At 52.9% G+C, this 14,065-nt stretch carries 8 protein-coding genes; 6 read left to right on the top strand and 2 right to left on the bottom strand.

Annotated features, from left to right (window positions below):
• Positions 1 to 2 precede the first annotated feature (2 nt).
• Together cydD and trxB are read right to left on the bottom strand one after the other, a co-directional pair.
• Positions 3 to 1,769, bottom strand: coding sequence for a heme ABC transporter permease/ATP-binding protein CydD (gene cydD, locus ACQZQY_RS18805; protein ID WP_431296193.1), 1,767 nt, complete (start codon positions 1,767 to 1,769; stop codon positions 3 to 5).
• Positions 1,770 to 1,906: 137 nt separating this feature from the next.
• Positions 1,907 to 2,875, bottom strand: coding sequence for a thioredoxin-disulfide reductase (gene trxB / locus ACQZQY_RS18800; protein WP_431296192.1), 969 nt, complete (start codon positions 2,873 to 2,875; stop codon positions 1,907 to 1,909).
• A 729-nt stretch (positions 2,876 to 3,604) separates the two neighbouring features.
• Between trxB and lrp the strand changes: the two genes are divergently transcribed.
• The 6 genes from lrp to ynfE all read left to right on the top strand — a co-directional run bounded on the left by lrp (position 3,605) and on the right by ynfE (position 14,030).
• The gene (gene lrp / locus ACQZQY_RS18795) at positions 3,605 to 4,099 is read left to right on the top strand and encodes a leucine-responsive transcriptional regulator Lrp (protein WP_013574775.1); all 495 of its coding nucleotides are present in this window, start codon (positions 3,605 to 3,607) and stop codon (positions 4,097 to 4,099) included.
• Between the two features lie 122 nt (positions 4,100 to 4,221).
• On the top strand, positions 4,222 to 7,731 hold the full coding sequence (locus ACQZQY_RS18790) for a DNA translocase FtsK 4TM domain-containing protein (RefSeq protein WP_431296191.1): 3,510 nt from the start codon (positions 4,222 to 4,224) through the stop codon (positions 7,729 to 7,731).
• A 195-nt stretch (positions 7,732 to 7,926) separates the two neighbouring features.
• A complete protein-coding gene (gene lolA / locus ACQZQY_RS18785) occupies positions 7,927 to 8,538 on the top strand; it encodes an outer membrane lipoprotein chaperone LolA (RefSeq protein WP_431296190.1) in 612 nt (203 codons plus the stop codon).
• Positions 8,539 to 8,545: 7 nt separating this feature from the next.
• Positions 8,546 to 9,889: a replication-associated recombination protein A gene (locus ACQZQY_RS18780; RefSeq protein WP_431296189.1), complete on the top strand. Its 1,344-nt coding sequence runs from the start codon at positions 8,546 to 8,548 to the stop codon at positions 9,887 to 9,889.
• Positions 9,890 to 9,995: 106 nt separating this feature from the next.
• Complete coding sequence (serS, locus tag ACQZQY_RS18775) at positions 9,996 to 11,288, top strand: serine--tRNA ligase (RefSeq protein ID WP_431296188.1); 1,293 nt, start codon at positions 9,996 to 9,998, stop codon at positions 11,286 to 11,288.
• 285 nt (positions 11,289 to 11,573) lie between these two features.
• Positions 11,574 to 14,030, top strand: a complete 2,457-nt coding sequence (gene ynfE / locus ACQZQY_RS18770) for a selenate/tellurate reductase subunit YnfE (RefSeq protein ID WP_431296187.1) — start codon at positions 11,574 to 11,576, stop codon at positions 14,028 to 14,030.
• Positions 14,031 to 14,065: the final 35 nt, after the last annotated feature.

Here is a 14,065-nt window from a genome sequence, read left to right as displayed (position 1 = left end):
GATTACAGCTCCTTACTGCGCTGAGACAACAGGCTGGCAAATAATCCGCCCTGAGCAACCAGATCAGGGAAAGTGCCACGCTCAGCGATCTGACCTTTGTCCATTACCCAGATTTCATCATAGTCACGGGTGTCCTCCAGCTGATGGGTGACCAGCAGGGATGTCTGAGCTTCAGACGCTTCGTTCAGCGCGCTCATCACGCGTTTTTCGCTGTGCGCATCGAGGCTGGCGGTAGGTTCGTCCAGTAACAATAATGCGCAGGGAGAGAGCAGGGCACGGGCCACGGCGACACGTTGTGCCTGACCGACCGACAAACGTGCCGCACTGTCGCCCAGTTCGGTTTCAAGCCCCAGAGGCAGCAGCGGTAAAAATTCACTGACATACGCACGCTCTATGGCTGACTGGAGTTGCTGCTCGCTGACATCCGGCTGATTCAGCAGAATATTGTCGCGCAGGGTATGTTCGGGCAGATGTGGATTCTGTCCGACCCAGCTGAGCCGCTTACGCCATTCCTCATTGCGCAAGGTTTTCAGTTCAATGCCGCTTACCGTCAGCGATCCCTGATAAGGCAAAAAGCCCAGCAGGGCATTGAGCAGCGAGCTTTTTCCGGCACCGCTCAGCCCTACAATCGCAATGCGTTGGCCAGGATGAATGTTGAACGTCAGCGGGCCGGCGAGCGTTTTGCCCTGCGGCGACTGAATCAACATCTCACGGGCGTGCAGTGACACTTTCTCACCCTGTGGCCAGTTCTGGCTGCCGTCACCCATCTCTGCACTTTCGGCTGTCAGGAACGTCACCAGACTTTCGGCTGCACCTACCGCCTGCGCTTTGGCATGATAAAAGGCACCCAAATCACGCAGCGGCTGGAAGAATTCAGGGGCGAGGATCAGCACCAGAAAACCGGCAAAAAGGGTGACCGGCGTGCCATAGCTGCCGAAATTCAGTTCGCCGAGATAGGAGAAACCGAAGTAAACCGCCACAACGGCGATAGAGATTGAGGCGAAAAATTCCAGTACGGCAGAAGAGAGGAAAGCCAGGCGCAGAACGTCCATGGTGCGCGCACGAAAGCTTTCGGTAGAGCGTTTGATCTGATCGATTTCCGCAGTGCCGCGGTGGAAGAGGCGAAGGGTATCGAGGCCGCGCAGGCTGTCGAGGAAGTTGCCGCTAAGACGTGCGAGGGCGACAAAATTGCGACGATTCGCATCGGCAGCACCCATACCGACCAGCGCCATGAAAATCGGGATCAGCGGCGCAGTGAACAGCAGAATCATCCCTGCCGCCCAGTTGATCGGGAAAATGCTGACCAGAATCAACAGCGGAATGATCCCCGCAAGAGCGATTTGTGGCAGATAGCGGGCATAGTAATCCTGCATATCTTCGATTTGTTCAAGAATGATGGTCGCCCAGCTGCCCGCCGGTTTGCCCTGTATCCAGGCTGGCCCCAGTTTTTCCAGACGGTCGAGCACTAATTTACGCATCTCCTGACGAATGACACGTCCGCAAATAAAGCCCACCTGTTCCCGCAGCCAGCTCACCACGGCACGCAAAACAAAGGTCAGCGCCATCAGCAGGAAACTTTGCAGCAAGTCTTCACGGGGCGTGTGCTGGATAATCAGGTTGTGCAGCAGACCGGCCATCAGCCATGCCTGAGCCAAAATCAGTAAACCCGAGAGTAAACCCAGCATCATCGACAGACGGATCCAGCCTTTGGCGCGTGAGCTTTGTTTTTTTAACCAGCGGATAAGTTCTTGTTGTCGTGTTTTATTCATCAGGCATCAGTCTGTGCAGCTATCCGGTTCGGAGGCTGAACATGTTACATGCTGAGGGGAGAAAACAAAAAGAATAAGGCGGCCAGATAGCCGCCTTATTCATCAGGATGATGGAAAATAAATCGCAGAAAAGAGGATTACAAATCCGGTGCTTGCGATAAGCCATCCAGATAACGCTCAGCATCCAGTGCGGCCATACAACCGGTTCCGGCGGACGTGATCGCCTGACGGTAGATATGGTCCATCACGTCACCCGCGGCAAAAACTCCCGGGATGCTGGTTTGCGTGGCATTGCCGTGCGAACCGGACTGCACTTTGATGTAGCCGTCTTTAAGCTCAAGCTGGCCTTCGAAAATGCCGGTATTCGGGCTGTGACCGATAGCGATAAATACACCCGCGACGTCAACCTGAGATTTTTCATCGGTACGGACATCCATCAGGCTTGCGCCAGTCACGCCCATCTGATCGCCAACCACTTCGTCCAGCGTTTTGTGGGTATGCAGAACAATGTTGCCGCTGGCGACTTTATCATTCAGGCGATCAACCAGAATTTTTTCAGCACGGAAACTGTCGCGGCGGTGAATTAAATGGACTTCTGAGGCGATGTTAGCCAGATAAAGCGCTTCTTCCACAGCGGTATTCCCGCCGCCCACTACGGCCACTTTCTGATTGCGGTAGAAGAAACCATCGCAGGTGGCACAGGCTGAGACGCCACGGCCTTTAAACGCTTCTTCGGATGGCAAACCAATGTAACGGGCAGAGGCGCCGGTGGCGATGATCAACGCATCACAGGTGTATTCGCCGCTGTCGCCCGTCAGGCGGAACGGACGATTTTGCAGATCCACCTGATTGATATGGTCGAAAATGATCTCGGTGTTGAATTTAGTGGCGTGCTCATGCATGCGATCCATCAATGCCGGACCGGTCAGACCTTCGGGATCTCCCGGCCAGTTTTCCACTTCGGTGGTTGTGGTCAGCTGACCGCCTTTTTCCACGCCGGTAATCAAAACAGGATTGAGGTTGGCGCGCGCTGCGTAAACCGCGGCGGTATAACCTGCCGGGCCAGAACCTAAAATCAATAATTTACTGTGTTTAACCGTACTCATGGGCAATCTAACTCCGCGATGGTGACTAGCGATAAGCGATTGTAGGGAAAACTGCGTGTTAAAAAAAGCAAACTCAGATGTTGTTAGCGATTTGTCTGATAGTTTTTACTGCGCAACCGGCGTAAAAAGGATTTCGCGCTTCACCATGTTTCAGGTAACTGATTGATGGTAAGCATAAAAAACCAGCATGTCTGAGTGTCGGGATAGTCTGGACGTTGTCTATAACACGCTAAAATAGCCACATATCACGGTAATTTGTAGGGATATGGCTGAAATAACGTGTGAACGGAATTGTTATTGTTCAAAGAGAAAAGATAGCTAAAAAGGGGGCGGTGGCTTTTCAATCTGGCACGTTCTTCTGATTTTGCTTCTTTTACTTTGACAATCCGCTGTGCATTTGCGAAAACATCAGGGTAAGAAGAAATTAACTGCCTGTCAGTGACTTGAATTTATCCAAATGGCTGCTACCCGACCCGTTCTGGTGTTGCTTTTGGGTTTTTGTGTTGCCGCAGGGTTTGGTGAATCAGATTGGTTGTTTCCAATCTATTAATTCCACAGAGTTATTTCTTTTGAGTGTCCGGTTTTGGCCGTGTTCCTTATGACAGGGGATAAACACGGCTTTTGGATGCGTAAACCTTAATAATCGGGTCTTCGCTTGGGACAACCCTTAGACATTGAAGTTGGCTGGGGTAGGCAGGTGCAGGGAAGGACAGCAGAGAGACAATAATAATGGTAGACAACAAAAAACGTCCGGGAAAAGATCTCGACCGTATTGACCGTAACATCCTCAACGAACTTCAAAAGGATGGCCGGATTTCAAACGTCGAGCTTTCCAAACGTGTGGGATTATCTCCAACGCCATGTCTGGAGCGCGTTCGTCGTCTGGAACGTCAGGGCTTCATTAATGGTTATACCGCACTGCTTAACCCACATTATCTTGATGCATCGCTGCTGGTTTTTGTTGAGATAACCCTCAACCGCGGTGCGCCGGATGTGTTTGAGCAGTTCAATGCGGCAGTACAAAAACTCGAAGATATTCAGGAGTGTCATTTGGTTTCAGGGGATTTCGACTACCTGTTGAAAACCCGCGTACCGGATATGTCTGCTTACCGTAAGCTGTTAGGTGAGACATTGCTTCGTCTGCCGGGTGTTAACGACACCCGTACCTATGTGGTAATGGAAGAAGTGAAACAGACGAATCGCCTGGTCATCAAGACCCGGTAATTGTCAGGTGCAAAACCTTGTAACTTTAGCTACACTCCTGTGTATCTATACAGCTATGGCGCCGGGGTCAACTCTCGGCGCTGTTGCTTTTTCTCAGTTCACAGGAACCTGGAGAGCCTTTCTTGAGCCAGGAATATACAGAAGATAAAGACGTTACCCTCAAAAGACTGAGCAATGGCCGCCGTATTGTGGAGGCGTTGCTGGTTGTGGTGGCGATATTTGCTGCGTATTTGATAGCAGCACTGGTGAGTTTTAACCCCTCAGATCCAAGCTGGTCGCAAACCGCCTGGCATGGGCCTATTCATAACTGGGGTGGCGGTGTTGGCGCGTGGATGGCGGATACGCTGTTCTTCATCTTTGGCGTATTTGGTTACGCGATCCCCCCTATTATCCTGTGTTTGTGCTGGGCGGCTTTCCGTCAGCGCGATAATCAGGATTTCATCGACTATTTTGCCTGGTCGCTGCGTCTCATTGGGACGCTGGCGCTTATTGTCACGTCTTGCGGACTGGCCTCAGTCAACATCGATGACCTCTATTATTTCGCCTCAGGCGGAGTGATCGGCAGTTTGCTGAGCACGGCGATGACACCATACTTTAACAATGTCGGTGCCACGCTGGTTCTGCTGTGTGTCTGGGCTGCCGGACTGACGCTGTTTACCGGCTGGTCATGGCTGACCATCGCTGAGAAAATTGGTGGTGCAGTGCTCGGTGTCACTAACATTGTGACCAACCGTTCCCGCCGTGACGACGATGAGTATTATGACGACGAACACGATGATCCGTTGCTGGAAGAAGAGGGCGATGCAAAACCGGTAGCGCATGCTGCTCCGGCAACTGCCGCAGCGACAGCGGCAGCCGCATCAACTGTGGTAGCCGCGCCTGCAGATGCAGATGCAGATGTAGATGACGTGCTGTTCTCGGCCCCGTCAGTGAATGAATCTGCCCCTCAGCCCGCAGTGGCTGATGCCGTGCCGGTGGCTGAAACGTCGCCCGTTGCACCTGAGGCAGTCAGTCGTTATGCCGCAGAGCCGCCGGTCGCGAATATTGCACCACCTCCTGCAGCCCATGAACCAGCCGCGCCGCCGTTATACAGCTTCGAAATTCCGGAAGAAACACCGGTACCGCGCCATCCTCAGCCTGTTCAGCAATCGCCGTCACCGGTGCAACCTGAACACAATGAAGATGACGGGCCACGTATGGGTAACTGGCAGACTGCGGCGGAACACAACACCCGTTCGCCGTTTGACTTCAGTTCTCCTACTCCTGACAGCGCTCACGCTGCGAGTGTGGCTGCCACGGCAGCGCTGGCAACCGGTCTGGCGCAAGCCGGGCAGTCTGCTGCATCTACTGCCGGTAATACTTTTATGCCTGCATTCAGCGCCGTCAGTGATGAAAATCCGCAGGTCAAAAAAGGTTTTGGCCCTGAATTGCCAAGACCGAACCCTGTGCGGATCCCGACGCGTCGCGAGCTGGCATCCTACGGGATAAAACTGCCTTCTCAGCGTATGGCTGAGCAGCAAGAGCAAACGGCGCAGCAGAGTGCCACTCAGGAACCCGTCTACCAGGACGAGCAGTCTCTGGCGGATGAAGCTGCGATGCAGGAAGCCGCATTACGTCAGGCGTTTTCCGATCAGCAGCAACAGCGTTACGGCGAAACGGCTGCGCAAGATGAACCTGATGATGAGGCGGCCTTGCAGGAAGCGGAATTACGTCACGCATTTGCTGCACGTGAACAGACGCGTTACCAGCAAGACGTTGAGCCGCAAAGCGGCGTGGTTCAGCATCATCATTCTCAGGCAAATGATCCACAGCAGCAGCGGGCAGAGTCCGCAACGTCTGCAGCGGATGATTTTGCCGCGGCGGCCATGAAGCTCAGCCAGCATGACGCATTCAGCTTCTCGCCAATGGCTGATCTGGTCGACGATACGCCTTCCGAGCCGCTGTTTACCTTGTCTGCGCAGGCAGAAGAAGAACCGCACCCCGCAGCATTTGCACAAGAACCTTACCAACGGCCGCAATCGCCTCAGCCAGTGCAACATGCGCAAGAGTATGAAGCGCCGCGCCAGTCACCGCCTGCCGCTAAACCGGATATGGACAGCCTCATCCACCCATTCCTGATGCGTCACGAGCAGCCGCTGGTAAAACCTACGACGCCATTGCCGTCACTGGATTTACTGACGTCTCCACCGGCAGAAGCTGAACCTGTGGATGAGTTTGCGCTTGAGCAAATGGGTAACCTGATTGAAGCGCGACTGAACGATTATCGTATCAAAGCGGACGTCGTCGGCAAATTGCCGGGGCCGGTGATCACCCGATTCGAGTTGGATCTGGCACCGGGTGTAAAGGCAGCGCGCATTTCGAACCTCTCGCGTGACCTTGCGCGTTCGTTATCTGCTGTCGCAGTCCGCGTTGTGGAAGTCATTCCAGGCAAACCTTACGTGGGCCTTGAGTTACCGAATAAAAAGCGTCAGACCGTGTATCTGCGGGAAGTGTTGGACTGCGCTAAGTTCAAAGACAGTCCTTCGCCATTGACTATCGTATTGGGTAAAGACATTTCCGGCGAGCCTGTGGTGGCTGATCTGGCGAAAATGCCGCACTTACTGGTGGCCGGTACCACCGGTTCCGGTAAATCGGTAGGCGTTAACGCCATGATCCTCAGCATGCTCTATAAGGCTACGCCTGAAGAAGTGCGCTTCATCATGATTGACCCGAAAATGCTCGAGTTATCCGTGTATGAAGGCATCCCGCATTTGCTGACGGAAGTGGTTACCGATATGAAAGACGCCGCTAATGCGCTGCGTTGGTGTGTCGGTGAGATGGAACGCCGCTACAAACTGATGTCTGCGCTGGGTGTCCGTAATCTGGCCGGTTATAACGAACGTATTCAGGAAGCGGAAGCCATGGGCCGCCCGATCCCTGATCCATTCTGGAAGCCGGGCGACGGAATGGCTGCTGAGCCGCCATTCCTGGGTAAAGAGCCATTTATCGTCGTGCTGGTGGATGAGTTCGCTGATCTGATGATGACCGTGGGTAAAAAGGTGGAAGAGCTGATTGCCCGACTGGCCCAGAAAGCCCGTGCAGCAGGGATCCATCTGGTGCTCGCCACCCAGCGTCCGTCGGTTGACGTCATCACTGGCCTGATTAAGGCCAACATTCCGACCCGTATTGCGTTTACAGTATCAAGCAAAATTGACTCCCGTACCATCCTCGATCAGGGGGGAGCAGAGTCTCTGCTGGGAATGGGTGACATGTTGTATATGGCACCTAACTCATCGATACCCGTACGTGTTCACGGTGCGTTTGTCCGCGATCAGGAAGTGCACGCTGTTGTGCAGGACTGGAAAGCGCGCGGGCGGCCTAAATACATCGAAAGCATCATTTCCGGTGGCGATGATGGTGAAGGTGGCGGGCTGGGTCTGGGTGATGACGAAGAACTTGATGCGTTGTTCGATCAGGCAGTCGCTTTCGTTGTTGATAAGCGTCGTGCTTCAATCTCCGGCGTACAGCGTCAGTTCCGTATCGGTTACAACCGTGCAGCGCGAATCGTTGAGCAAATGGAAGCACAGGGGATCGTGAGTACGCCGGGCCATAACGGCAACCGTGAAGTACTGGCACCCCCTTCGCATGAATGAGCCTTGTCTGAACTGCTCGTATTAGGTTAAGAAGGGTCGCGAAAGCGGCCCTTGTGCAAAGATGCGTAAAACACATGTTTTTCAGATGATTGAGCTACCGCCGGGGCGTCGCCTCGGATAGAGTTCGCACCATACGTCTTTTGCCAGTGTGAAAGGCATCGTCTGAGTTTTTGGATCCCTGAGGTAATAATAAGAATGAAAAAATTGTTAATGGTAGGGTGTTTACTGACTGCATTTACCTCCGCTTCTGTTTTGGCGGATGCCAACAGCGATCTTAAATCCCGCCTGGGCAAACTGAACACCTTCCACGCCAGCTTTACGCAGACCGTGACCAGTGATGATGGCGCCGCTGTTCAGCAGGGCGAAGGTCAGCTGTGGGTAAAACGTCCGAACCTGTTCAACTGGCATATGACCACGCCAGATGAAAGCATTTTGGTTTCCGATGGTAAAACCCTGTGGTTCTACAATCCGTTTGTTGAGCAAGTGACTGCAACCTGGTTGAAAAATGCGACCGGTAACACGCCGTTTATGCTGATCACCCGTAACGACAGCAGCGACTGGGCGAAATATAACGTGAAGCAAAAAGGCGATGATTTCGAATTAACGCCTAAAGGCGCAACCGGTAATCTGAAACAATTCACCATCAACGTGACGCCGACCGGCACCATCAAGAGTTTCTCGGCTATCGAGCAGGACGGGCAGAAAAGCGCTTACGTTCTCAAAGGTGAGCAGAATGCGACCGTTGACGATGCCAAATTTAAATTTACTCCACCACAAGGTGTGACGGTGGACGACCAGCGTCAGTGAGGCCCCTTTGAGTAATATGTCACTCGATTTTTCCCAGAATGAATTTCAGCCACTGGCCGCCAGAATGCGGCCAGTCACTCTTGCAGAATATATCGGACAGCAACATCTGTTAGCGCCTGGCAAACCTTTGCCACGCGCGATTGAAGCAGGGCAGTTGCATTCGATGATCTTGTGGGGGCCGCCGGGCACCGGGAAAACGACGCTGGCAGAACTGATTGGCCGCTATGCAAATGCTGACGTCGAGCGCATTTCAGCGGTCACTTCAGGCATCAAAGAAATCCGTGAAGCTATTGAGCGCGCCCGTCAAAATCGTGATGCCGGGCGTCGTACTATTCTGTTTGTCGATGAAGTCCATCGTTTTAATAAAAGCCAGCAGGATGCATTCCTGCCGCATATTGAAGACGGCACCATTACGTTTATTGGTGCGACGACGGAAAATCCCTCGTTCGAACTCAATTCTGCATTGCTGTCACGCGCCCGCGTTTATCTGCTGAAATCCCTCACAGCGGAAGATATCGAAAAAGTCATCGACCAGGCACTCACCAATGCCGAGCGCGGATACGCCAATGAAAAAATTCGTGTTCCGCCAGATACGCGCAGGATGTTGTCGGAGCTGGTGAATGGCGATGCCCGCCGCGCGCTCAACAGCATCGAAATGATGGCCGATATGGCAGAAGTCGATGCAAAAGGTTTCCGGACACTCACGCCCGAATTATTGACCGAAATATCCGGTGAGCGGAGCGCGCGATTTGATAACAAAGGTGATCGCTTCTACGACTTGATTTCTGCATTGCACAAATCGGTTCGTGGCTCATCTCCTGACGGCGCACTTTACTGGTATGCCCGTATTATCACCGCGGGAGGAGATCCTCTCTACGTAGCCCGCAGGTTGTTAGCCATCGCGTCTGAAGATGTGGGCAATGCCGATCCTCGCGCAATGCAGGTGGCGATTGCAGCCTGGGATTGTTTCACCCGCGTCGGTCCGGCGGAAGGTGAACGGGCGATAGCTCAGGCGATTGTCTATCTGGCTTGCGCCCCAAAAAGTAATGCAGTTTACAGTGCGTTTAAAGTAGCAATGCGTGATGCGCGTGAAAAATCTGACTACGATGTGCCTGAACATTTGCGTAATGCTCCGACCAAGCTGATGAAAGAAATGGGGCTGGGTAAAGAATATCGTTATGCCCACGATGAGCCGAACGCGTACGCCGCCGGAGAAGATTATTTCCCACCGGAAATGGCCCGAACTCAGTATTATTATCCCACCTCTCGCGGTCTGGAAGGCAAGATCGGTGAAAAGCTGGCTTGGCTTGCTGAACAAGATCAAAATAGCCCGACAAAACGCTACCGCTAACTTTATCGTTGCGGTAAGGTTACCTGGATAACTCTTTGACACGCTGCCGTTTAACGCGGCGTGCTTCATCAAATTAACATTCAATAACGACACGTACAGGATTAGCATGCTCGATCCCAATCTGCTGCGTAATGAGCTAGACGCAGTTGCAGAAAAACTCGCTCGCAGAGGTTTTAAACTCGATGTGGAAAAGCTGCGTTCTCAGGAAGAGCGCCGCAAAGTCTTGCAGGTAGAAACGGAAACTCTCCAGGCTGAACGTAACGCACGATCGAAAACTATCGGTCAGGCTAAAGCCCGTGGCGAAGACATCGAACCCCTGCGTCAGGAAGTGTTTACGCTGGGTGAGAAGCTGGATGCAGCAAAAGCTGAACTGGACGCATTGCAAAATGATATCCGTGATGTCGCTTCTGCTATTCCTAACTTGCCAGATGATTCCGTACCTGCCGGTAAAGATGAAAACGATAATCAGGAAGTCAGCCGCTGGGGCACACCGCGCCAGTACGATTTCGCCGTACGCGATCACGTATCGCTGGGTGAAATGGCGGGCGGTCTGGATTTCGCCGCTGCGGTTAAGCTGACCGGTTCTCGTTTCGTTGTCATGAAAGGGCAAATTGCCCGCATGCATCGTGCACTTTCTCAGTTCATGCTTGATTTGCATACTGAGCAGCACGGTTATCTGGAAGCGTACGTTCCTTATCTGGTCAACCATGAAACGCTTTATGGTACCGGTCAGTTGCCTAAGTTTGGCGAAGACTTGTTCCATACCAAGCCTTTGGACGAAGAAGCGGGCAGCAGCAACTATGCGCTGATCCCAACGGCAGAAGTGCCTCTGACCAATCTGGTGCGTGACGAAATCCTCGATGAGGAATCACTGCCTGTGAAGATGACTGCGCATACGCCATGTTTCCGTTCAGAAGCCGGTTCCTATGGCCGTGATACCCGTGGTCTGATCCGTATGCACCAGTTCGATAAAGTCGAGATGGTTCAGATTGTTCGTCCTGAAGATTCAATGCAGGCGCTTGAAGAACTGACTGGCCATGCCGAAAAAGTCCTTCAGCTGCTGAATCTGCCATACCGCAAAATGTTGCTGTGCACCGGCGATATGGGCTTTGGTTCAAGCAAAACCTATGACCTGGAAGTGTGGCTGCCCGCGCAGGATACGTACCGTGAAATCTCCTCGTGTTCTAACATGTGGGATTTCCAGGCACGTCGTATGCAGGCTCGCTGCCGTAGCAAAACAGAGAAGAAGCCACGTCTGGTTCACACTCTGAACGGTTCCGGTCTGGCCGTTGGCCGTACACTGGTTGCCGTGCTGGAAAACTATCAGCAAGCAGATGGCCGTATCGAAGTGCCGGAAGTGCTGCGTCCTTACATGGGCGGTTTAGAATATATCGGCTAATGCCGCTATATACTTTACAATATAGCGAAAAGCGCCTCCGGGCGCTTTTTTTATGTCTGAAATCGTGCGTTGTACGAGGGTTCTGCTGTTCCGTCTCCCCCAATCCTTTCTTATCTTGATAGCAAACAAAGTTTCCTACCTCATGGTGAGTAATATCCATGCATTCCGAGTGGGTACCCAAATACTCCCTGTGCTTTGCATTTCTGCCCGCTCAATTCTTCGTCAAAGTCTGGTGTCATTGTAAGCACCGGTCCGGATGACGAAGCAACTTACCGGAGCGGAAATATGTCGGAAATAAAACCAGATATTATCCCTGAAAATACAGGTATCAGCCGGCGGACGTTGATGAAAACCTCTTCACTGGCCGGGCTGGCTCTTGCTGCAGGAGGCGTCTCGCTGCCATTTGGACGAAGTGCTTTAGCCGCGGCGATAGGGGAAGGAAAACATCCTACGCCTGAGGATAAAGTGGTCTGGGGTGCCTGTTCCGTTAACTGCGGCAGCCGATGCGCATTGCGGTTACACGTTCGCGACGATGAAGTGTATTGGGTTGAAACGGATAATACCGGCAATGATATTTATGGCGATCACCAGGTGCGCGCCTGCCTGCGTGGACGCTCCATGCGCCGGCGTATGAATCACCCGGACCGGTTAAACTATCCGATGAAACGCGTGGGTAAGCGCGGAGAAGGTAAGTTTGTCCGCATCAGCTGGGAAGAGGCTTTTGACGAGATTGCCAATAATCTGAAACGTATCGTCGCTAAATACGGCAACGAAGCGGTATATATCAACTACACCTCTGGCGTGGTTGGCGGCAACATCACCCGTTCATCGCCTTACGCCTCACTGGTAGCCCGCCTGATGAACTGCTACGGCGGTTTCCTCAGTCATTACGGCACTTACAGCACCGCTCAAATTTCCTGCGCCATGCCTTACACCTATGGCAGCAACGACGGCAACAGCACGTCTGATATCGAAAACAGCAAACTGGTGGTGCTCTTCGGTAATAATCCTGCCGAGACGCGCATGAGCGGCGGCGGGATCACGTACTACCTCGAAGAGGCGCGTCAGCGTTCCAATGCCCGCATGATCGTGATCGACCCGCGTTATACCGATACTGCAGCAGGACGCGAAGACGAATGGATCCCCATCCGTCCGGGCACCGATGCCGCGCTGGTCGCCGGCCTTGCACATGTTCTGATCAGCGAAAATTTGGTGGATCAGCCTTTCCTGGATACGTATTGCGTGGGCTATGACGAAAAAACACTGCCTGCCGATGCACCCGCCAATAGCCACTATAAAGCTTACATTCTGGGTCAGGGCGCGGATGCTACGCCCAAAACACCGGAATGGGCCTCGCACATCACCGGCATTCCGGCATCGCGAATTGTTAAGCTTGCGCGGGAAATCGGTCAGGCTAAGCCTGCGTACATTTCTCAGGGATGGGGGCCGCAGCGCCAGGCCAACGGTGAGCTGACGTCACGTGCCATTGCTATGCTGCCAATTTTAACCGGTAACGTGGGTATTAACGGCGGTAACAGTGGCGCGCGTGAGTCGACTTATACCCTCACCATTGAACGAATGCCTGTGCTGGAAAACCCGGTAGAAACGCAGATTTCCTGTTTCAGCTGGACCGACGCCATTGCGCGTGGCCCTGAAATGACGGCTAAAGCCGATGGTGTTCGCGGTAAAGACAAGCTGGATGTGCCGATCAAATTCATCTGGAACTATGCCGGGAATACCATCACCAATCAGCATTCCGACATCAACAAAACTCACGATATTTTGCAGGATGATCAGGACTGCGAAATGATTGTCGTGATCGAAAACTTCATGACCTCCTCAGCTAAGTATGCCGACATCCTGCTGCCTGATCTGATGACCGTTGAGCAGGAAGATATCATCCCGAATGATTACGCCGGAAATATGGGCTATCTGATTTTCATTCAGCCAGCGACCTCGGCTAAGTTCGGGCGAAAAGGCATTTACGAGATGATGAGCGAAGTGGCGCGTCGTCTTGGGCCGGATGTTTACAACAAGTTCACAGAGGGCCGTACTCAGCGTGAGTGGTTGCAATATCTCTACGCCAAAATGCTGCTGAAAGACCCGGCGCTGCCTGCGTATGAAGCCTTGTGTGACATGGGAATTTATAAGCGCAAAGACCCCGCAGGGCATTTTGTCGCTTATAAAAAATTCCGTCAGGATCCGCAGGCTAACCCGCTTAAAACCCCGTCCGGAAAAATCGAAATTTACTCTTCCGCACTGGCAAAAATTGCCGGTGAATGGGAATTGAAAAAAGACGAAACCATCAGCCCGTTACCAGTGTATGCCTCGACCTTTGAAGGCTGGGACGATCCGAAACGCAGTCAGTTCCCGTTGCAGATGTTCGGTTTCCATTACAAAGCGCGCACTCACTCGACCTACGGCAATATTGATGTGCTGCAGGCCGCCTGCCGTCAGGAAGTGTGGATCAATCCACTGGATGCCAAAACCCGTGGCATTGAAAACGGCGACAAAGTGAAGGTCTTTAACGATCGCGGTGAAGTGCGTGTCGCGGCAAAAGTGACGCCACGGATCATGCCCGGCGTTGTGGCTATGGGGCAGGGCGCATGGCATCAGGCCAATATGAAAGGTGATCGTATTGACCATGGCGCGTGTATGAACACGCTGACCACCCAACGCCCATCCCCGCTGGCGAAGGGAAATCCGCAACATACGAATCTCATTCAAATAGAAAAAATATAGAAATTAGCGAAGGCCGAAAGGCGTCGTACAGAAGT

Source organism: Rahnella sp. PAMC25559 (assembly GCF_050632365.1).
GTDB classification, from domain to species: domain Bacteria; phylum Pseudomonadota; class Gammaproteobacteria; order Enterobacterales; family Enterobacteriaceae; genus Rahnella; species Rahnella rivi.
The sequence above is the reverse complement of the archived record's forward strand: the minus strand, read 5'-3'. Positions and strand labels throughout refer to the sequence as shown.

Excerpts from the sequence above, each read along its gene's own strand:
- ynfE (WP_431296187.1), top strand. The coding sequence starts at position 11,574 with ATGTCGGAAATAAAACCAGATATTATCCCTGAAAATACAGGTATCAGC.
- lrp (WP_013574775.1), top strand. The coding sequence starts at position 3,605 with ATGGTAGACAACAAAAAACGTCCGGGAAAAGATCTCGACCGTATTGAC.
- serS (WP_431296188.1), top strand. The coding sequence starts at position 9,996 with ATGCTCGATCCCAATCTGCTGCGTAATGAGCTAGACGCAGTTGCAGAA.
- trxB (WP_431296192.1), bottom strand. The coding sequence starts at position 2,875 with ATGAGTACGGTTAAACACAGTAAATTATTGATTTTAGGTTCTGGCCCG.
- cydD (WP_431296193.1), bottom strand. The coding sequence starts at position 1,769 with ATGAATAAAACACGACAACAAGAACTTATCCGCTGGTTAAAAAAACAA.
- lolA (WP_431296190.1), top strand. The coding sequence starts at position 7,927 with ATGAAAAAATTGTTAATGGTAGGGTGTTTACTGACTGCATTTACCTCC.